Genomic DNA, 20,951 nt, shown 5'->3' on the forward strand with positions numbered 1-20,951 from the left:
ACGGCGATGGCGCAGCAAACGCTAGAGGATTGCTTGCAGCGAGTAGAGCTTGTCAGGCAGGAGATTGGAAAGGTATTGGTAGGACAAAAAGATGTGGTCGAGCAACTTCTGTGGGCCGTGTTTGCAGGTGGACATGCGCTTTTGGAAGGTGTACCCGGATTGGGCAAAACGCTGCTTGTTCGGACACTGTCTCAAGCCTTCGAGCTGTCGTTTCAGCGTATTCAGTTCACACCGGACCTGATGCCGACAGACATTACTGGAACGAACATCCTGTTGGTCGACGAGAAGGGTCAGCAGTCTTTCCAATTCCAACATGGTCCGATCTTCGCTCATGTCGTGCTGGCTGACGAAATCAACCGGGCGACGCCGAAGACGCAAAGCGCCCTGTTGGAGGCCATGCAGGAGCGAACCGTTTCTGCCGGCGGTGTGACTCGTCAGCTGCCGGCGCCATTCTTCGTTCTCGCGACACAGAACCCGCTGGAACAGGAAGGGACATACCCGTTGCCAGAAGCGCAAATGGACCGCTTTTTATTGAAGATCGACGTGCCGTATCCGACGGAAGAAGAACTGAAAATGATCGTGCGACAAACGACTACGAGCCAGGTGATCACCGTGGAAAAAGTGGCTTCAGCCGAGCAAATTGCTGAGATTCAGCAGGCAGCGCGTGAAGTGCTGGTTGCCGATGCGGTACTAGATTACGCCGTGAAGCTGCTTTTAGCGACGCATCCGGGGGAACAGGCGATTGCTTCCGTGAACAAATATGTGCGCAACGGTGCAGGTCCACGTGGCGTGCAGGCGATTGTCTCCTTGGCAAAGGTACGTGCGTTATTGGCTGGCCGATACAATCTGGCATACGAGGACGTGACAGCAGTTGCTCTGCCAGCGTTGCGCCACCGCATTTTCCTTAATTTTGAAGGAGAGGCAAACGGCATCCGACCAGACCGCGTCATTATGGATATTTTGGACGAACTGGGGACGCAGAAAGTATGAATCAACACCTGCTTGATCCGTCATGGCTCGCCAGACTGGAGCGAATGCAGATGGCTAGCCGCAAAGCGGTCAGCGGTAGCCAGGCAGGCAAGCGAAGGGCGAGACAGCTGGGCAGCTCCATGGAGTTCGCGGACTTTCGGGCGTATGTTCCCGGCGATGATTTGCGGCAGCTCGATTGGAATGCGTATGCCCGTTCAGGCAAGCTGTTTTTGAAAAAGTACTTGGATGAAACAGAGCTTCATGTGAACTTGTATATCGATTGCAGTCGCTCGATGAGCTACGGGCAACCGAACAAAATGGCCCGAGCTGTCGAGATTGCCGCGGCTCTTGGCTATTTGTCCCTGTGCCATCTCGATCATGTGTCGGTCTATGCATTTGACAGCCGCATTACGGCAGCACTTACCGGGCTGCAAGGAAAGAGTCAGGCACATCGCTTGCTTAGCTTCCTATCTTCCCTGCAAGAAGGGGAAGCAGGTGATATTCAAACGGCAATGCGCCAGCCTGGGGCTGTCAGCGGCAAAGCTGGCACATCTATCGTGCTGTCGGACTTTTTGTTCGAGTCAGGTTATACAGAAGGCATCGCGTATTTGCAGGCGGCCAAACAAGAGGTGACGCTGGTTCAGGTGCTTTCCAAAGAAGAGCTTGCGCCCGAGTATGCGGGAGAGCTGCGGTTGATAGATTCAGAGACCGGGCAAGCAAAAGAAGTATCCCTGACCAGCCTTTTGATGGAAGAGTACCACAAGAGCTTGCAAGATTATCAACAAGAACTGTCCGCGTTTGCATATGGAAGAGGGATCGCCTTCGTGTCTGTAGAGGCGGAACAATCGCTGGAATCGATTGTCTTCCATGTCTTTCGTCAGGCCGGCTTGATTCGCTAGAGAGGAGAGAGACTACATGCAGTGGATGGGTTTGGGCAACTTGTGGTTTGCGCTGATTATCCCGGCCATCATCGTCCTCTACCTGCTCAAGCGAAAAGTAGAGGATCGTGTCATACCAAGTACACTCCTGTGGCAGCGCACGATGCAAAACTGGGAAGCGGTGAAACCGTGGGAAAGGCTGCGGCGTAACCTGTTGTTGCTGCTGCAACTGCTCGTTGCCTGCTTGCTCGTGCTGGCTTTGATACGACCGGCCGTTCCCACTGAGGGAATCACATCCGACCATACGATTTTGGTCGTAGATACATCAGGGAGCATGATGACGAAGGAAGGGAACGAGACGCGGCTAGAACGAGCCGTTTCACAGGCAAAAGCACTCGTAGAGAAGCTGGGAAGTAGCCAGACAATGACCCTCATCGAGGCAGGGCGTGAGCCGAATGTTTTGGTTTCCAAAAGTGCAGACAAAGAGCCGCTCTTGCAAGCCATCGAAAAGCTTGCGCCTTTTTCCGGGACATCCGATCAAATCGCTGCGTTGTCATTAGCGGGAGCTATTGCAGAGAATGAACCAGGCAGTGGAGTGGTTTGGATGGGGGACGGAAGCGGGGAACGCAAGCTGGATGGAGGCCCAGTTCCTGCTTTTTCCGGGAGCTTTCAGTTTATGCAGATGGGAAGCACCCGCGAGAATACCGCAATCGGTGTTTTTGTGACCCAGCCGACGGAAAAAGGGGTAGAGGGACTGCTGCGGGTGGACAATCACGGCAGTATGCCTGCGAAAGGAAAAGTCACTGTTTTTGATGAGCAAGACAAGTTGCTAGATACCGATTCTTTTGCGATTGGGGCAGGCAGCTCCCAGACATTTTCGTTTCAGAAGCTGGCGATGTCTAGTGTCTATCGTGCAGTCATCGAACCGGAGCAGGACGGACTTTCCCAGGATAATGTCATGTGGAGCGTGCCATTCGCTGCCGGGAGGGGAAAAGCAGCGTTGTATTCGCCAGAGGGGAACCGCTTCCTCCATCAAGTATTGCAGACAGTCGGAAGTCTTGAGGTGGAAACGATTCAGCAGGCACCGGTTACAGCAGCGGCTGCGCGTGACTTGTGGGTTTTTGACGGAGTCGTGCCAGACCAGCTGCCAAAAGGAAACATTTTGTTGATTGCTCCGAACAAGAAAACAGAGTGGTTACCGCTTGCTGGGGAAAAAGAACTGGATCAACAGCCAAGGCCAGTTTCCCCGGATGACCCTCTGCTCAAGCACGTAGATTGGCGGGATGTGCATGTCGCCAAAGGATACGTATTGGACGAGATGCCTGGTATGAAGCCATTGGTACGCGCAGGCGATGTCGATCTGGTCAGAGCCGGGATCATAGACGGTCGTCGAATGGTCATCATCGGATTTGATTTGCATGCATCGGACTTTCCTCTACGTCCTGCTTTTCCGATTTTCATGCAAAATATCGTCAATTGGCTGTCACCTGGTCAAACAGCCCCAATCCCCACGGCACATCCGGGAGAGGTCTTGACCATCCCACTCTCACCAGGAGCGACAACACGTACCTTGACGTATCCGAATGGACACCAGCAGTCTCTTACGGACGACGCCACGTCGAAAACGATGCAGCTACCAGAGCTGACCGGACTGTATCGTCTTGACGAAGGGGGAGATACCGGGACCAAAAGTACGTATTTTACTGTCCAAATGAATGAGGAAGAATCGAATATTACACCAAAGTCTGTGAGCGTTGCCCGGAAGAATGCCGAAGAACAAAAGGAGAGTGAGGAAGCAACAGCGACTGACACAACAGGAGCACTGGGAACGAAGGAGTTGACCTATTGGTTGGCGGCGTTTGCTCTCTTGGTGTTATTGGTGGAATGGAGGGTGTATCAGCGTGGGTATTAACTTTATACAGCCGCTATTCCTGTTGTTATTGCTTCCCGTTGCGTACCTCATCATCAGCTGGTGGCGACATCAAAAGCAAATGCCAATCGCCAGAAAGGCGACAATTGCAACTATTCGCTCGCTCTTGTTCCTCCTTCTGGTGTTGGCGTTGGCAGGGACACAGCTGTTGACACCTGTTCAGGCGAAAACGATTGTGTTTGTTGTAGATCGATCCGCTTCTATGAAGGACGATCCGCGGGTTCTCTCCTTTCTGCGCGAGGCGATCGGGCAAAAGCAAGCAGCAGATAAGTATGCTGTCATTGCAGTAGGTGCAGAGGCAGCGGTTGATCAACCGTTGACGATACGCCAAGAGGTACAGCCCTTGGGCGTGGATGTCAACCGGAATGCAACCAATTTGGCAGAAGGAATCCGATTGGCGTCTGCCATGATCCCTACCAATGCCAGAGGAAAAGTCGTCTTGCTGACAGATGGTCAGGAAACAAACGGAGATGCGGCACGGCAGACGAGACTGGCGAGGGAGCGAGGAATCGCTGTAGAGGCTGTTTCCTTACAGCAGCCACACGGGGATGACGTCGTTCTTTCATCTGTACAGGTACCGCAAAGACTGTATGCGGGAGAGGAATACGGCATCACCGTTGATGTGGAGAGTACAATAGCAACCGAGGCAACCCTACGCCTGTATGAAGGCAATCGCGAGGCGGGCCAGCAAACGGTACAGATCGGTAAGGGCAACAATCGCTTCGTTTTTTCGCAAAAAGCGATGCAGCAGGGCTTCCATCGCTATCGCGTGGAAATCGAGCCGCGACAAGATACCGTAGCGGCGAACAATCAGGCTACTGCCTATACACAGGTAGCCGGGGCACCAGTCGTGCTCGTAGCCGAAGGGCATCCAGGTGCCGCCAGCAACCTCATTCAAGCGCTGGAAGCGGGCAATATCAAGGTGGAGCTGCGCGATCTTGCACTGCTGCCAAAGGAGCTTGAGGGCTACAAGCAATTTGCCTCCATCGTACTGGCAGATGTGCCTGCTACCAGCATGACTGATGCGGATATGGAACGGATGCGGACCGCTGTACGTGATTTGGGCATTGGTTTGATTATGACAGGGGGTAAAGATAGCTTCGGCATGGGTGGCTGGTTCCAGACACCAATCGAAGAGGCATTGCCCGTTCACATGGATTTGAAAGGGAAGGAACAGCTCCCTACGCTCGGGCTTCAACTGGTCATAGACAAATCGGGCAGTATGAGTGCCGATGCCAGAGGTGCGGATAAGATGGCGCTGGCTAGAGAAGCCGCAATTCGAGCGACAACCATGATGAATGCACAGGACTACATCGGGGTGATCGCATTTGACGATGCGCCATGGGATGTCGTAGCGCCACAATCTGTCACGAAGCTGGATGAAATCCAACAGCAGATCAGCAAAATCCAAGCGGATGGCGGGACCGATATTTTCCCTGCCTTACAGCTGGGCTACGAACGTGTAAAGGCGATGAACACCCAGCGCAAGCATGTTATTTTGCTCACAGATGGGCAGTCTGCAATCGGCGATGATTACGAGGGCCTGCTACAACAAATGACGGCTGAAAATATTACCGTTTCAACTGTGGCGCTGGGTGATGATTCGGATAGGTCGCTGCTGGAGATGATTGCCGAGTTAGGAAAGGGCAGATATTACTTTGCCAACGATGCCGAATCTATCCCGAAAATCTTCAGTAAGGAAACAGCGTTAGCCAGTCGCACGTTTATTGTAGAGAAGCCCCAAGTACCAGGCTATACAGGGATGGGAGCATGGCCTACGCTGAAGCAGACATTGCCTCCAGTGCGAGCGTATATAGCAACAACACCGAAGCAAACAGCTGAATCATCCTTGATGAGTGCTGACGATGATCCGATTCTCACCCGCTGGCAGTACGGCCTGGGGCGTTCTGTCGCCTGGACGAGTGATCTGGAAGGGAAGTGGTCACCGGACTGGGTGGCTTGGGGAGGAAACAGCCGTCTGTGGAACGAAATCGTGGCATGGACTTTCCCACAAATTACAGAAGGCACTTGGAAGACGACTACGAGCGTGAACGGTGCAAAAGGCAATGTGAGGGTTACGATGCCAGCTGGTGGAAGCATGCCTCAAGAGATGGAGGCAGTGGTTCTCGATCAAGAGATGAAGCGAGAAGTCATCAAGCTTAAGCCGGTTGCGCCAGGCGTTATGGAGGGTGAATTCGAGACAGCTGATCCGGGCACTTACATGATTCAGATCTCACAAAAAAATCAAGGCCGAGTCATGGCGAGCCAAACGACTGGATTGACCGTTTCCTATTCACCCGAATACGGAATACATGCCGATGGAGAGAAAGAACTTCAAGAGTGGCTAAGTGCCGGTGGAGGGAATCAGATCACCAAACCGGAAGAAGCTTTTGGCGGCACGCTTCCTGATAAATGGGACACACAGTCAATCAGTGAGTGGTTGCTGATGTTGGCGGCTTTGCTGCTGCCAATCGATATCGCCGTTCGCCGTTTGCAGTTGCCGGATCAATGGTGGGCAAGGCTATCTAGTCTATGGAGATTGCGCAAGTCCACGTCTGCCGATTCTGAACAACAGGCAGTATTGTCTCGCCTCGGCGAGAAGCGCTCTGCGACAAGACGGACACGTGAAGAGCGGATAGATGACCAGAAAGTCGTATCTGCTCCCCATATTCATCCGGTAGGGACGGCTGGAAATCGGGTGAAGCCAGCAGCAATCAAGAACGAGCAGGCAAAAGAGAAGCAGGAGAAGCAAACACAGCCTGACGAAACGCTAAACAGACTATTGGCGGCCAAGAACCGGAAAAAGTCTCAGTAACAGACAAAAAAGAAAGCAGCAGCCTGGCGAAAATCGCTACGGACTGCTGTTTTCTTTTTAGAGATGCTCTTCATACACGAGCGGGATTGCTATACCAAAAGCAGTGTCACCTTTAGGCAGGCTCTCTTCCATTGATGCATCAGGATTATTCGCGCGGAAAGCAACTTCATAGGTTTCACCTGGCGCTACCTGGAGAGTGTCCGTCCACCATGGACTTCCTGTCACCTTTTTGCCGTCTCGACTCAAGATGAGCATGTGATGACCATGCAGATACATCGATTGATCCTGGAAGCTGCGGTTGACGAAAGTCAGCTTTATGAGATCCCCCTCTTCCATCATCATTCGTGTCTCAGGAAGCAAGTCGCCATTTACCGTCGACAAACGCTCGAATTGACCGTCATAAAATCCGTACTGACCATCAATGAGCAGTTGATATTCCCGATCAAAATGGGAAGAGAGATCAAAAGGAAGCGCAATCGGACTGCCGTAACGTGCAGGGTCAAAGACAGAAAGCTCTGCATCTAAGAAGGGCACAGCATCTTCGGACCCATCTGGACGTAAGAGTAGCCCTTTGTCTTGCTGGTTTGTAGCTGGAGCAAATAGCACGGGACGATTAGGCATCGTAAACTGAATGTCGTATCGACCGCCTGCCCCCGGCTGCAAGACTTGATTGGCAATCAAATTCGGTTCGTTTACCTCGGTTCCGTCAATCGCTACTACCTGAAAAGGAGTTCCTTGCAGCAAATAGGTGACAGGAGCATTTTCTGCGTTAATAAAGCGAAGGCGAACCGTTGTGCCAGGAGTAACTGTTTCGATTTTTCGTGTATGTGAGCCGTTTAACATCGCGCCTGCCTTTTCGTCCTTGTGATGAATCATGGCGATGTCGCGGATGGGTGCGCCTGTAGTCGTAGCCTCGGCTGGCTCGATCACAAGGGCGCCGAACAGTCCGTTCACTACTTGCGCAGGAATTTGCTGATGAGAATGATACCAATACGTTCCTGTTTGTTCTGCGCGAAAACGATAAACAGATTTTTCTCCTTTTGCAATGCGATCATAGCTAGCGGGAGTCTGCATGCCATGCCAGTGGATGTCTATCCCTTCGGAAATATCCTTGTTCAAAAGGATGATTTCGACGAGCTCCCCTTGCTTCATACGCAGCTCAGGCCCGGGATATTGTCCATTCAGGGTCCATGCTTCTACGGTTTTTCCTGATGCTTGAAGGATGGTTGTTTTCTGTGCGTTCAGCGAAATCGTTCGATCAGGGGGTTCTTGTTTTGGTTCTGTTGGCCCATCGACACTTCCACGTTTCCCTGTGGAAGGCATCGAATGGGCACTCGCCTTTACAGGGAAAACGAAATCGGGGAAAGCGTGATCGTCCTGATTCTGACCTCCCAAAGGTGAATGATCGGGAAGGCGACTCGCTATCATCGCTTGATTTCCCCAGATCGTCGCAAGTAAAGCAGTCATCAGAAGAAACGCGGCAAAACGGATAAAGCGATGCAGGCGACGTGGTTTTACCCAAATTTCCGCAGTGGAATGGTATTGATGCTGCCACGATTGCCGAATCCAGAGCAGGGAGACCCCGGCTAATAATACGCCCCAAGCGAGAAACAAAATGGACGGTTCCAGTGTAACAGCCGGAAAAAAGACTTGAAGAAAGAGTGCGATCAGACAACTCAAGACGCTAGCTTGTAGCGGAACGAGCAATTCGGGGCAAGATGCGTCTCCTCGCCACTCTGCATCTAATGCGTCGTTTAGATCTGGCGAGTTTGCTTTTGCAGACCTAACATTTTTCTCTTGTAACAAAATGCGGGTATAATCCGTATCTACTTGTGACTGCCTTGACTCTCTGCCGCCTTTCCCGGTCAACTCCCACAATCGTGGAAAAGTAGAGAGAAGGCAAAAGAGCAATGGAACAAAAATAAAAGGTAAAAAGCCAAGCAACGTATCCTTTATGTAAAGCCAACCAAAGGATTCAAACAAAACCCATGTCATCACTAAATGCCCCGCAAATACAAAAAGGGCCGACCATGAAAAACATAAAGTGATGCGAGCACTGCTTATGAAAGCCCGTTTCGTCGGACGGAAAACGAGCTGGTTTGCCATGATTGTTGGGACCAGCATGACGATGAGAAGGACCAGAAACAATCCTTGATGAATCCCGGCAAGCACTTCAAAATCAGCCATGATCAGTTCCTCCTGTTTACTAGTTCGATACTAATGATATAGAGAAACGGCTGAAGACCAAACGTACCGAGGCAGTATTTTCACTCCGCCTTAAGTCGGAGAAGTGCGCTTGATCTACATACAGGATATACATTACAATTTTAGTAATCTTTTTCGGATTATCAGAATATTGGGAAGGCGGCTTTTTCTCATGTCCTTTGATTTTGTACAAACGTAACAACGCGCTCGAGCTCCTCCTGCCTCGTCTGGTTTGGAAATGAACAGACTGGTATAAATGAGAGGAGAAGCAGAAATGGAAAATAAGGATTGGATCAAAAGCTTTCAAGAGGAAGTGGAGGCACCATTCGCTGGGTGGGATTTTGCCAGATTGACTGCGACAGGCAGGATGCAGGATGCACCACTTGGCTGGAACTACGTAAATATCGTGAAAAAGAATATGCTTGGGATTCGCTCTATGCTGGAAATGGGAACAGGCGGTGGAGAACTGTTTTCTACGCTTGCGCCGTTCCCAGTGGAGACGTATGCGACAGAAGGCTATGAGCCGAATGTAGCGGTGGCAAAAGCCAATCTGGAGCCCTTAGGTGTTCGTGTGTTTCCAGTAGACGGGGAAGAAATATTGCCTTTTGAGGATCAGTCACTCGACTTGATTATCAATCGACATGAAGCTTATTTGCCGTCTGAAATGAAGCGCCTGTTAAAGCCAGGGGGCACATTTGTCACTCAGCAAGTAGGCGGTCAAGACAATCTCGACCTGAATCGATTGCTGGGCGCTCCAATTCCGCCTGATTACTTGCACTGGAATCTTGCCTATGCAGTGAACGAGCTGGAGGAAGTCGGTCTTACGATTGTGGAGCAAAGAGAGGAAATGAGCTTTTCGCGTTTTTACGATATCGGTGCCATTGTTTACTACTTGAAGGTGATCGAATGGCAGATTCGCGACTTTACTGTAGAAAAGTACGCGGATGCCTTGCTCGACCTGCACCAAAAAATCGAAGCGGTTGGGTATATCGATATTCCTACCCATCGATTTTTCCTGATTGCCCAACAAAAGTCCTAATTAAATCACTACCGATTGTCGATAAGACTGGTAGGGAGTGTTTAGGAAAAGCACCCTTTTTGGGTGTTTTTTTTATCGAGTATCACCGTGTGAGAACAACAATGCTGATCCTTTTACGAAAAGGCAAAACCTCCCGCAACAATGCGTCCGCTCCCAGGTGGGTGGTCCGCAATACACATATCGTAACCGGCGAAGGAGAAGTGAAACAGGATGAGTAAGAGCTTGGCAACACGGGTCGTTGCTCTTGTAGCGGTGATCATTGCCGTCATGATGGCAATCAATATTATCATGATTTACGAAAATAGCGTAACTACTGTTGAAAAGACACTCTCGCGCTCAAGCATCAACACAGCCTTGCATATCTCCCAAGGGCTTGACTCAGAGAAGATAGCGAAATTTATATCTCAGCCACAAGAATCTGACGACTACTGGTCTATCCGAAATTTGTTGCTTGATTACACCGAAAAAACAGGTGCCCTTTATGTTTATATTCTTCATGCAGATGGTGAAAAGGTAAGGATTATGGTGGATGGAACGGCGAAAGGAGCAAAGGGAGCATCTGAAATTGGTCAAGAGACGACCTCTACTGGCATGGCTGACATTGCTCCTGCTCTGGAAGGCGGATCGAACAGTACGCCAATCGTCAAAGACCCTGTGTTCGGGGACTACCTGAGTGCATTCGCACCGATTGAAGATCCATCTGGTCAAGTAATTGCGGTGCTAGGTGTAGATACTGCGGCAGACAAAGTGGAACTGATTAATGATCAGGTTTTGGATGAGACCATGCCACGGATCATTCTCTCTATGATTGTCGTAACGATTATTGCTTTGGTTGCTGTATTCTTTTTGATCAAGAAGATGCTGCGTCCACTGCAAGTTGTACAAGAGGCGTCTATGCGCATTGCTTCTGGTGATCTCACGTCTACAGAGATTTCTGTTTCCAACAAAAAAGACGAGATTGGCCGAATTGTCGTTGCTTTTGGTGAGATGACGACACAGCTGCGTCAAATCATTGGCGGTGTAAAAGAGACAACCGAGCATATCGACAGCATGGCGAATTCCATTCGGGAAGGTGCCAACTCTGTCCGCGAGCAAAACAAAAATATCGTGGTTACCAGCCAAGAGATTGCGCAGGGGAATGAGCAGACAGCAACTGCGATGGAGATGACGGTGCAAACGGTTCAAGAATTCTTGAGCGAGCTGTCTGAATTGAATACGGCGATGGACGAGATGGATGCAGTATCCAATCGCGTGTCCGATATCGGAGAGAGCAGCTACAAAGTATTGCAAGAGTTTTTGGCAGATGGAACAGAGACGAACAAACAATTTCATGAAGTGCAAAATACAATGGCGATTCTTGAAGAAAAATCGAGCCGAATTAACGACGTGATTGAAACGATTCAGCAAATCGCCGGACAGACCAATCTGTTGGCGTTGAATGCAGCCATCGAGAGTGCGCGTGCTGGCGAAGCGGGCAGAGGCTTCGCTGTGGTAGCGGGAGAAGTTCGCAAGCTGGCTGAACAGACAGGTGCGGCAACCCACGTTATTCAGGAGAGCATCAAAGACATTCAAGATCAGGTAAGACAAGCTACGGAAAAGACGAATGCGACGCTGGATCGCTACAACGCGGGTACAGAGCGTTTGGATTCCGTTACACAAGGCATTACGGCTCTGTCTGACATGACGCATACCTTGAAGACGTCGCTTGCGAATGTCATGGCAAGCGTAGAGACGATGAAGCAAGGTCAGAACAAGGTGAATGAATCCGTGTTGACGGTTACTGCCATCTCGGAACAAACAGCAGCAGCTACTGAAGAAGTATCTGCTACGATGCATGAGGTCAGTGGAAACGTTGATCAGTTCGTGTCTGAAACGGAGCAGGTGACAGACAGCATTCAGGAGCTGCGCAGCAAGGTGGATACGTTCCGACTGTAGACAAATTACTTTATCAATAAATAAAAAAGCAGCTCTTCTACTGATGAAGAGCTGCTTTTTTTGTGGCTGTAGTGGAGGGAAGAAGCGGCTTTTCATGTAAAAGGGAAGCTTACACTACAAAATTCCAATGAGCACAAGAACTACACCGTGAAAACCCAACAGAATCATGCGCAGCCAGCTAAATGACTGTTTCAACTGACTATCCCGAATCGGAAAAATCGCATACCCGTTTCGCTTTTGCTGGTGGCGCCACAGGGTGCCGATCTGGCTGGCAGTCATGAAGAGAAAGAGCAGGCCGGCAATGATTTTTGCATATGGGCCTGGCAAAATCAGGACTAGGAAGGCGGATAGAAGGATAAGCCTGAAGTATATGCCCGCAAAGTCACCAGATCGAATAAATTTTTTGGTAAACAAATGACGTCCTGCTGTTGATTGACGGTAAGGAAGCAGCTTCGTCAGGGCAATGAGCCACGAGCGTGACTTCACCTGGTGCTGCATGGCAGGGACATCCCGGAAGTTATTCATGAACTGATAAAAGCGGTGACGCAAGCCGCTCTCGATGGCCAGCAGGCGATACCATTGTATGGAATGTTTTTTCTTATAGGTCAACATTCGCGAATGGAGCCAGATCAAGAGCGCAGCGCAGATCAGAACACCAAATGGGATCATACCCACGCGTAAGAATTGTCCTTCACTCAATACCCAAGCGAGGAGGATATACGAAAAGGCAAATCGAGCGAGCGTATAGAATCCGATCTTCTTCTGATCTGGCAAACGTAAGAACGTCCAACTGCTGTAAACATTCCACCCCTTCAAGAGCAGGGGAATGCACCAATAAACCCACAGCTGCACGCCTTGTGCACCTACGACCTCTGTATACATAGGCATGAGCAGGAGCAGGACGATAAACACCACGATGCTCTGAGTGGCAAAATTGTAGACGAGCGCCTTCCGGAAATAGCGATCCAGCCTTACTTCGTGCGGAGTCAAAAAAAGCAAATCCGCTTCCAATAAAAACGTGCGTAGGGGGCTTCTCACAACGACAAAAGCAATTACGAGAGCCATGGCATACGGCAAAGGGAACCAGGGTGGGATCATCGCGATGATGCTGCGGTAGTAGAAGGCGAGCAAGCCCATCAAAAAGATCGCGACGAACATCAGGCCGCCATTGGCCATGTACTGGGCATATCGAATGAATTCGACTGAAAAGGCATGGAACCGTTTGCGAAATAATTGATCTACGTCTATTTTCACTGGCCGTCATCCTCTACGATATGCAAGTATATGTCGTCCAAGGAGCTATCTGGGAGCCCTGTAATACCCCGAAGCTCTTCTAGCGTTCCTTGGGCTCTAATCTCGCCTTTGTGCAAAATGATGAATCGGTCACAATGCTTTTCGGCGGTGGCCAAAATATGTGTGGACATCAGAATGCCAGCCCCTTGCTCCTTGCAACGGTTTAACCACGTGAGAAGAGAACGAATCCCCAGAGGGTCCAGACCCAGGATCGGTTCATCCACGATGTACAGAGGCGGTTGTACGAGCAGCGCCATCATGATCATGAGCTTTTGTCTCATGCCTTTGGAAAACTGCTGGGGAAATCGGTCTTTCATTTCTTCCATGCGGAATTCTTTTAAGAGAGGACGTGCCCGTTCATAAAACACTTCCTGGTCCAGCCCATGGCTCATGGCCATTAACTCGATATGCTCCCACAGCGTAAGCTCTTCGTAATAAATGGGTGACTCGGGAATATACCCGTAAGACAAACGATAGTTTTCAGGGTCTGATTGAAAGGTCTTCCCCGCAATGCTGATTTCGCCTGCGTTTGGTTCCAAGAGTCCTAAAATATGCTTGATGGTCGTGCTTTTGCCTGCGCCATTCAGCCCGATTAGCGCTACAATTTCCTTTTCGCGTATGTGAAAGGAGACGTCTTTGATTACAGCGTGGTTGTAAGAGTACCCACCCGTTACCCCTTTTACCTCCAACAAGGTTGTCATGGTATCCTCCTTTATGAATAAACGGTCATGTCCCCGTTTATTTGAGAGAAATGCTAGATAGTCTTCCATCTATTTTAGCTGAATTCAGGATTTGGAAATACATTTGTTTGCCGCCTTTTTTTACACGAGACTGAACAAAGAGGGATAACCGTACAAGCAATGCTTCTCTCCGCTACATAAACAAGTAGTATAAAGGACGGACGGGGGAGGTGGAATCTATGACAGCGGGACCATATGAAAATCAGAGAAATATAGATCAGCATATACAGCGCATCTATTTGAAATTAGACAAATTCGAAGAACGAATCGATCAGCTTGAGGGACAAATGATAGTAGTCACGAAGTGGTTGGAACGAATTGAACATCAATTGGGGCGCATGGAGGATGTGCGTTATGATGTACTGCAAGTTTTGAACAAGTTGCAAACCGAGTTAGAAATGAAAGCAGAGAAGACGGAAAAAGACAAAGATATTATCCTGCAATTACTGGAGAACGATACTCGGGACAAGGAAGCACTCGCTCAGTTCATGGAAGTAGAAAAAGACAGGAAACAAGAACGCTTTTTACAGGTTTGGGCAGTTTTAGGTCCTGTCATCGCCTCCGTTCTCTCCTCTTTTTTTACCCGATTTTTTATGTAGCGCATAATATGTTTAGAATGTGGAAAAGTTGTGTAATACGCTTTCCATTTTTCTACCGTAACTTCTTTCTATACTTGGAGGGCAGATTATAGAAAGAGAGGATATCCAAGTGAAGAAGTTTGATCTTTCCATGCTTTCGGTTGCCATATTATTAACGGGGTTAGCTGTTTTAGGGTTTTATCAATCATGGGCAAAAGGCAATGACCCTGTATTGGTAACGGCTGGCGATACCTCCATTACACAAAATCAGCTTTACAGTGAAATGAAAAAAATGTACGGAAAACAAACGATACATGAACTTGTTGCGGAAGCGTTAATCAAGCAGGAAGCCAAGGCGCAAAACGTCGCGGTGACGCAAGAAGATATGGATAAAGAGATTGATTCGATGAAACAACAGGTAGGTTCACCTGAGGCATTCCAAAACTACTTGAAGAGTATGGGAATGACCGAGGCCCAGTTGCGGGATAAGTTGAGCGTGCTCATGACACGGGATAGGTTGTTGGATAAAGCATTCCCGGTTACCGAGGAGCAAATCAAAACCTACTACGATACAAATAAAGAACAGCTGGGGGCACCGGCACCTGAGTTTGATAAAGTCAAAGATCAGATCAAGATAATGCTGACTGACCAAAATCGCAGTCAGAACTACGGTACCTGGTTAAATACGCTTCAGGAAAAACATAAAGTAGAATGGCACGACCCATCCTTTGACGATGCACCAGTGCCAGGTGATGCACAAACACCTGCTCCATAGTGTAGAACATATACCAAAAGACCTTGTCCTCTTAAATGAGTGCGAGGTCTTTTTCTGTGAAAACGGATAGGAGCGTTTTGTTTAGTAATGGGAGCAATCGGAGAAACTGTGTTCATAATTGCCGATGTGAGGAGCAATCCGAATGGCTCAGATTGGTTGCAGCTTAGACGACAACGTTCACTATATTAAAGAATCGCTCGGATACAGCAATGATATTGTGATTCGAGAGGTAGTCCTAAATAGCCTAGAACCCATTCGGGCAGCTGTCTTGTATGCGGATGGCATGGTTGATTCGTATTTGGTACAAGCCGTATTAATCGATAGTCTTTTATACAAGACGCGTTTGAAGGAATGGGAAGGGATACGCGAGGACGAGTTCGTTCCCTTTTTAAAAGAATCGGTCCTGACCGTTGGGGATATGGGCGATTTATTCGACTTCCCCACATTGTTTACAGCATTGCTGTCCGGCTGTGTCATCATTCTCATAGATGGCTGCTCGCAAGGAATTCATATTGGTTTGCAGGAGTGGAGGGATAGAGGAGTCACTGAGCCGTCATCCCAAACAGTCATTCGTGGACCGCGGGAAAGCTTCACGGAGACACTCCGTACGAATATTACATTGCTACGGAGACGGATTTCCAGTGAAAAGCTATGGATTGAATTCAACAGAATTGGCGAGGAAACCAAGACAGAAGTCGCGGTTGTGTATATGAAAGGGATTGTAGAAGAGGGTGTTGTAGAAGAAGTACGCAATAGACTGGATCGAATCAGCATCGATGGCATCATGGAAAGCGGAATGATTGAGGAGTTGATCCAGGACGAAGCTTACACGCCTTTCCCCACGATCTCAAACTCGGAGCGCCCGGATGTGGTGGCTGCGAATCTATTAGAGGGACGCGTAGCGATTCTTGTAGATGGGACTCCCTTTGTTTTGACCGTGCCCTCTCTCTTTGTTGAGTTTTTTCACTCAGCGGAAGACTACTATCAGCGCTTTGATTTTAGTACGTTGATTCGCATGCTGCGGTTTGCCTGTTTTTTAATCGCGTTGCTTGCTCCCTCCCTCTATATCGCCATTACGACCTTCCACCAAGAGATGCTCCCGACACAGTTGCTAATTAGCTTGGCGGCACAGCGAGAAGGAGTGCCCTTTCCAGCCTTTATTGAGGCGATCATGATGGAAGTGGCTTTTGAGATATTGCGAGAGGCTGGAATCCGCATGCCGCGTGCAGTAGGTCAAGCCATTTCCATCGTGGGAACACTGGTTATCGGACAAGCAGCGGTGGAAGCGGGGATTGTTTCGGCCGCGATGGTCATTGTGGTCTCGATTACCGCAATATCCAGCTTTATTTTCCCAGCGAGCAATATGTCGATTACCGTGAGGATTCTTCGTTTTCCCCTGATGGTTCTGGCTGCTTCTTTTGGCATATACGGGGTCATTGTAGGGATGCTTGCCTTAGTGTTGCATTTATGCAGTCTGCGCTCATTTGGCGTACCGTATATGGAATCGTTTGCCCCGTTTTCCTTGAAAGAGCAAAAAGACACGATCCTTCGCTTGCCTCGCTGGGCCTTGGACAAACGGCCTGAATCGATTACCAAAAACAATTTGCGTCGCCAATCTAAAGGGATAAAGCCATTACCACCCCAGAAGTAAGCGGCTTTTCACAGCATGTAAAGGAGTGGGCACTAGTGAAAGGGATAAAAGTTCTTCTCTGCATCGTGCTCGTTATTATCCTAGCTGGTTGTTGGGATCGCAAAGAACTAAACGATTTGGCGATTGCTGTCGGGATCGGTATTGATAAAGTGCAAGGAGGTTATCAAGTTTCCGTTCAAGTTGTAGACCCGGCAGAGGTCGCAGCCAACAAAGGGAAGCCTGGACGTTCGCCCGTTACGCTCTTTACCATGAACGCTCCGACCATCTTTGAGGCTGTGCGTAAAATGACCACGGTATCTCCGCGTAAAATATACATGGCGCACACCAGGATGCTCATATTTGGCGAGGAGGTGGCCAGGGAAGGGATCTCTCCAATCACTGATTTTGTCTCACGCGACCATGAGTTTCGAACTGATTTTTATATCGCCGTAGCTAGAGGAACAACGGCCCGCAATATCTTGAAAGTGATCACACCGCTTGAACAAATTCCTTCCACAGAAATGTTTGCTTCTTTGGAGACATCTTCCAAAGTATGGGCGCCTACCGCAGCAATTACGATGGATCAATTGATTACCGACTTTACCAGCAAGGGAAAGCAAGCAGTATTGACAGGTATCCGCTTGTCTGGGCCAGGAAGTGAGGGAGACGAACGAAAAAATGTCGAAGAAATAGATACACCTGTCCTGCTTCAATACACGACATTGGCTACGTTCCGGGGGGATAGGCTGATCACTTGGCTGAGTGAAGCGGACAGCAAAGCGTATAGTTACATTACAGGCAAAGTAAAAAGTACGGTTGGAAGCATGCCTTGCAAGGGGGGAGGCCTCTTGACGATGGAAGTCATGCACGCCGACGCTAAAATCGAGGCTACCATGAAAAATGGCAGGCCTGAAATCATCGTTCGCATCGATTTGGAAAATGATATTGGGGAAGTGCAATGCAAACTCGATCTGACTGACATGGATACGATCAAGGACCTGGAAAAAGAGGCGGAAAAATCAATGGAAGTATTGGCGACAAAAGCAATTGCCAATGCCAAGAAAAATGGCGTAGATATCTATGGATTCGGCGAAGCGATCCATCGAAAATATCCGAAAGTATGGAAGAAGATAGGGGACAATTGGGAAAAGGAATTTACCAAGCTGACTGTACATGTCAAAGCTGATGTGAAAATCAGACGTTTAGGAACCATCAATAATGCCTTTGACGAAAAGTGATTGTGCAACAGGATCAGGGGGAGTTTGTATGTCGACATTTACTGTCATCGTTGTATCCATAATCGTTTGTGCATACGAGCTACCCCGATTGATTCGGAAGCGGCAGCGCAAAGAGATCGCTGTCTTTCTCGGGTTGCTTGTCATCAGTGTGGGCTTGTACGCAGGAGCCGAAAAAGGGGTTGTCCCCAATCCTGTTTATTGGGTGGAAATGGTTTACAAGCCGGTATACGACGGAGTCATGACATGGCTGAAGTAAACGAGGGGCATACTGAGTACACCCCCAGTAAAGGAGAGTAAATAGACGTGGACGGTCTTTTGATGAAGCTGCTCGTTAGTCCGGTGTTGGTCGTTTTGGCAGATGCTCTCTTTCCAGAAGTGAATTTCGCAAATCTATATCAGTCTGTCGGAGTCGGATTTGTCTTGGCAGTCGCCGGATATTTTTTGGATAGGGCGATTCTTACATCAGGGAGTCTTTGGCTGACGACCATGTTTGACTTGATTATCGGCTTTTTGATCGTTTATGGAAGCATTGTGTTTTTGCCGACGGCTCAAATCGCTGCAATCGGGGCCGGTTTTGTTGCGATATTTTTTGGCGTAGCTGAATATATCCAACATGTTTGGCTGATACGCACAGGACGAACGGAAAGTGTATAGTGTTCAGTGTGCAAACACACTCCTTACGGGGGTGTGTTCTTTTATGCATAAACAAAACATCACGATCGCTTTGTCACGATTCGCTCAATCCATGACCACGGAAGCCAATTTTTTACGGCGATCGTGAGCGCCACGCCTCGGCCAACCGGGTAGCGGAATCGTGGCTTGGGAGTGGTGGCTGCATGGACAATCGTCGAGATGACTGCGTCGGGAGCAGGTGCCTTTTCTATGATCGCTTCTACGTGACGCATCAGTTGTTTCATTTGGGAGGCGTATGGAGAGGTTTCTTCAAGCTGTTGGTCTTGCATGCCTTTCTCCCAGATTGCTGTACGAAAGGAGCCGGGCTCAACAAGGACGACTTGAACTTGAAAGGGTAGCATTTCAAGGCGAAGTGATTCACTGAAGCCTTCGACTGCATGCTTGGATGCGGCATACGGCGAGAGACCGGGGAATCCAAATCGCCCACTGATGCTACTTACGTTAATAATTCGTCCAGATTGTTGCTGCCGCATATAAGGCAAGACTGCCCGAGTGACGTCGATCAGTCCGAACACATTTACATCAAACTGCTTGCGCCATTCCTCAGAAGAGACTTCCTCCGCAAAGCCGCCCAACGCGTAGCCGGCATTGTTCACCAACAGATCAATGCGCCCATGCTTTGCAATGATGGAGGAGATCGCATCCTGAATTTGTTCCGGAAGCGTAACATCAAGGGAAAGGACTTCCAGATGCTCAGGATCTATATGCAAGCTTGCCAATTTGTCAAGAGGGTCTCTTTTTGCTAGATCACGCATAGCAGCAATTACCTGAAAACCAGCCTTGACTAAAGCGACTGATGCGTGCTTGCCAAAGCCACTTGAGGTACCAGTGACTAGTGCAATTGGTCTTTTTTGCATGGAATTCTCCTTTGATTTGGATGTTATGGTAGAATTTAACTGCAAAGTTCACAAATTTGTTCATAAATTTGTTAACAAAATCATAACAAATAGCCTTTGTATTAAGGAAAATTTATGTATACTTAAATGGTTACCACGCTTGGGTAGAAGTGTGCAATACTGCCCCTTACTTTCCTGTTTGTTTTTGGAATTGCTGCTAATACTTTTCCTGTTTGGGCATTATAGTTGTGGAAAGTATTGAATGCGATTTCTTCATTCAGATAGAAAAGTACGAAAACTTCTAGTTGTAGGCGTGGCTAGAACGTTACCAACACGAAGAAAGAGGGGTTCATTGGTATGAAGGGTTGGCAACAGTATTGGCGTCAGTTTTCCCTGTTTGCTCTGCTGGCGCTAGTGTTAACCGGGTGTGGCAAAGATGAGCTCTCAGCGCTCAAGCCCTCTGGTCCGGTAGCTGCGATGCAGTTTGACCTGATGAAGCTGTCCTCCGCTATCATGATCGGCGTCTTCATTGTCGTTATGACGATCTTTACGTACGTCCTTATCCGTTATCGTAAGCGTCCCGGACAGCAAGGTATTCCTAAGCAGGTCGAAGGAAATCATGCACTTGAAATTCTTTGGACGGTAATTCCTTTCTTGCTCCTGATCATCATGGCGATTCCAACTGTTACTACCGGTTTCGCACTGCACAAGGAGTTTCCGAAAGAGGAAGCAGTTCAAGTAAAGGTTACCGCTCACCAATTTTGGTGGGAATTCGAGTATCCTGATCTTGGCGTATCGACTGCACAAGACTTGGTATTACCAGTTGGCAAAAAGGTTCAATTCGTATTATCAGCGTCTGATGTTAAGCACGCATTCTGGATTCCTGCATTGGGCGGTAAAATCGATACGAACCCAGGGCAAGAAAACAAATTGTGGCTGCAAGCAGACAAAACAGGCATTTACTACGGTAAATGTGCGGAGCTCTGTGGAGCGTCCCATGCCTTGATGGACTTCAAGGTAGAAGTAAAGGAACAAGCAGATTTTGACACTTGGGTAGCTAACATGAAGGGCGTTCAGGCAAAAGAGCCTGTAACGGCAACTTCTCCACTGGCTGCAGAAGGTCAACAAATCTTCGATAAGAGCTGTTTGGGATGTCACGCTGTGGCAGGTAAAGGCGGTAAGATGGGTCCAAACCTGACTAACTTTGCAGATCGCGAACGTGTAGCAGGTATCAAAGCACATACGCCTCAAAACATTGCAGAGTGGCTGAAAGATCCGCAAAAAATGAAGCCGGGCAACAAAATGCCTAACCTCAATCTCGAAGAAAACCAAGTGAAAGCGCTTGTAGAGTACATGGAGACATTGAGCGTAAGCGAAAAAAAGTAAAGTAAAGCCTC

Annotated in this window: 17 protein-coding genes; 13 read left to right on the plus strand and 4 right to left on the minus strand. The window is 48.8% G+C overall.

Annotated features, from left to right (window positions below):
• Window positions 1–6: 6 nt before the first annotated feature.
• Genes POF51_RS16385 through POF51_RS16400 form a run of 4 tightly spaced genes read left to right on the plus strand, consistent with a single transcriptional unit; the run spans window position 7 to window position 6,592 of the window.
• Window positions 7–990, plus strand: a complete 984-nt coding sequence (locus POF51_RS16385) for an AAA family ATPase (protein ID WP_017251600.1) — start codon at window positions 7–9, stop codon at window positions 988–990.
• Window positions 987–1,868, plus strand: a complete 882-nt coding sequence (locus tag POF51_RS16390) for a DUF58 domain-containing protein (RefSeq protein ID WP_173622833.1) — start codon at window positions 987–989, stop codon at window positions 1,866–1,868. Before POF51_RS16385 ends, POF51_RS16390 begins: the two co-directional genes overlap by 4 nt.
• Window positions 1,869–1,884: 16 nt before the next feature.
• Complete coding sequence (locus POF51_RS16395) at window positions 1,885–3,759, plus strand: vWA domain-containing protein (RefSeq protein ID WP_271755740.1); 1,875 nt, start codon at window positions 1,885–1,887, stop codon at window positions 3,757–3,759.
• Window positions 3,749–6,592 carry a VWA domain-containing protein gene (locus tag POF51_RS16400; RefSeq protein ID WP_271755742.1) on the plus strand — a complete coding sequence of 948 codons (2,844 nt, stop codon included), beginning with the start codon at window positions 3,749–3,751 and terminating at the stop codon, window positions 6,590–6,592. The genes POF51_RS16395 and POF51_RS16400 overlap by 11 nt, the downstream gene beginning before the upstream one ends.
• A gap of 57 nt (window positions 6,593–6,649) precedes the next feature.
• Here the strand turns inward: POF51_RS16400 and POF51_RS16405 are convergent, their stop codons facing one another.
• Window positions 6,650–8,779 carry a multicopper oxidase family protein gene (locus POF51_RS16405; protein WP_069849064.1) on the minus strand — a complete coding sequence of 710 codons (2,130 nt, stop codon included), beginning with the start codon at window positions 8,777–8,779 and terminating at the stop codon, window positions 6,650–6,652.
• A 292-nt stretch (window positions 8,780–9,071) separates the two neighbouring features.
• Here POF51_RS16405 and POF51_RS16410 point away from each other — a divergent pair, with 292 nt between their 5' ends.
• The gene (locus POF51_RS16410; RefSeq protein ID WP_069849061.1) at window positions 9,072–9,836 is read left to right on the plus strand and encodes a class I SAM-dependent methyltransferase; all 765 of its coding nucleotides are present in this window, start codon (window positions 9,072–9,074) and stop codon (window positions 9,834–9,836) included.
• Between the two features lie 210 nt (window positions 9,837–10,046).
• The gene (locus tag POF51_RS16415) at window positions 10,047–11,771 is read left to right on the plus strand and encodes a methyl-accepting chemotaxis protein (protein ID WP_069849058.1); all 1,725 of its coding nucleotides are present in this window, start codon (window positions 10,047–10,049) and stop codon (window positions 11,769–11,771) included.
• 114 nt (window positions 11,772–11,885) lie between these two features.
• Here POF51_RS16415 and POF51_RS16420 read toward each other — a convergent pair whose 3' ends face one another.
• Together POF51_RS16420 and POF51_RS16425 are read right to left on the minus strand one after the other, a co-directional pair.
• Window positions 11,886–13,025 carry an ABC transporter permease gene (locus tag POF51_RS16420; protein WP_069849055.1) on the minus strand — a complete coding sequence of 380 codons (1,140 nt, stop codon included), beginning with the start codon at window positions 13,023–13,025 and terminating at the stop codon, window positions 11,886–11,888.
• On the minus strand, window positions 13,022–13,765 hold the full coding sequence (locus tag POF51_RS16425) for an ABC transporter ATP-binding protein (RefSeq protein WP_017251592.1): 744 nt from the start codon (window positions 13,763–13,765) through the stop codon (window positions 13,022–13,024). Before POF51_RS16425 ends, POF51_RS16420 begins: the two co-directional genes overlap by 4 nt.
• A gap of 218 nt (window positions 13,766–13,983) precedes the next feature.
• On the opposite strand from POF51_RS16425, the gene POF51_RS16430 reads away from it, so the two are divergent.
• From POF51_RS16430 to POF51_RS16455, 6 genes are all read left to right on the plus strand, one after another.
• Window positions 13,984–14,403: a hypothetical protein gene (locus POF51_RS16430; RefSeq protein WP_017251591.1), complete on the plus strand. Its 420-nt coding sequence runs from the start codon at window positions 13,984–13,986 to the stop codon at window positions 14,401–14,403.
• A 109-nt stretch (window positions 14,404–14,512) separates the two neighbouring features.
• Window positions 14,513–15,157, plus strand: a complete 645-nt coding sequence (locus POF51_RS16435; protein ID WP_069849050.1) for a SurA N-terminal domain-containing protein — start codon at window positions 14,513–14,515, stop codon at window positions 15,155–15,157.
• A gap of 142 nt (window positions 15,158–15,299) precedes the next feature.
• Window positions 15,300–16,808: a spore germination protein gene (locus tag POF51_RS16440; protein ID WP_069849047.1), complete on the plus strand. Its 1,509-nt coding sequence runs from the start codon at window positions 15,300–15,302 to the stop codon at window positions 16,806–16,808.
• Window positions 16,809–16,843: 35 nt separating this feature from the next.
• Window positions 16,844–18,025 (plus strand): Ger(x)C family spore germination protein, encoded by a 1,182-nt coding sequence (locus POF51_RS16445; protein ID WP_069849045.1) that lies wholly within the window; start codon window positions 16,844–16,846, stop codon window positions 18,023–18,025.
• Between the two features lie 28 nt (window positions 18,026–18,053).
• Entirely contained in the window at window positions 18,054–18,281 is a 228-nt protein-coding gene (locus POF51_RS16450) for a hypothetical protein (RefSeq protein WP_106834650.1), read from the plus strand.
• Between the two features lie 47 nt (window positions 18,282–18,328).
• Complete coding sequence (locus POF51_RS16455; protein ID WP_017251586.1) at window positions 18,329–18,679, plus strand: DUF2512 family protein; 351 nt, start codon at window positions 18,329–18,331, stop codon at window positions 18,677–18,679.
• A 59-nt stretch (window positions 18,680–18,738) separates the two neighbouring features.
• On the opposite strand, the gene POF51_RS16460 is transcribed toward POF51_RS16455, so the two are convergent.
• On the minus strand, window positions 18,739–19,575 hold the full coding sequence (locus POF51_RS16460) for an oxidoreductase (protein ID WP_069849041.1): 837 nt from the start codon (window positions 19,573–19,575) through the stop codon (window positions 18,739–18,741).
• 336 nt (window positions 19,576–19,911) lie between these two features.
• Between POF51_RS16460 and coxB the strand changes: the two genes are divergently transcribed.
• On the plus strand, window positions 19,912–20,940 hold the full coding sequence (coxB, locus tag POF51_RS16465) for a cytochrome c oxidase subunit II (RefSeq protein ID WP_069849039.1): 1,029 nt from the start codon (window positions 19,912–19,914) through the stop codon (window positions 20,938–20,940).
• The last annotated feature ends 11 nt before the right edge of the window (window positions 20,941–20,951 follow it).

It is taken from the genome of Brevibacillus sp. AG (assembly GCF_028369215.1).
Taxonomy (GTDB): domain Bacteria; phylum Bacillota; class Bacilli; order Brevibacillales; family Brevibacillaceae; genus Brevibacillus; species Brevibacillus porteri.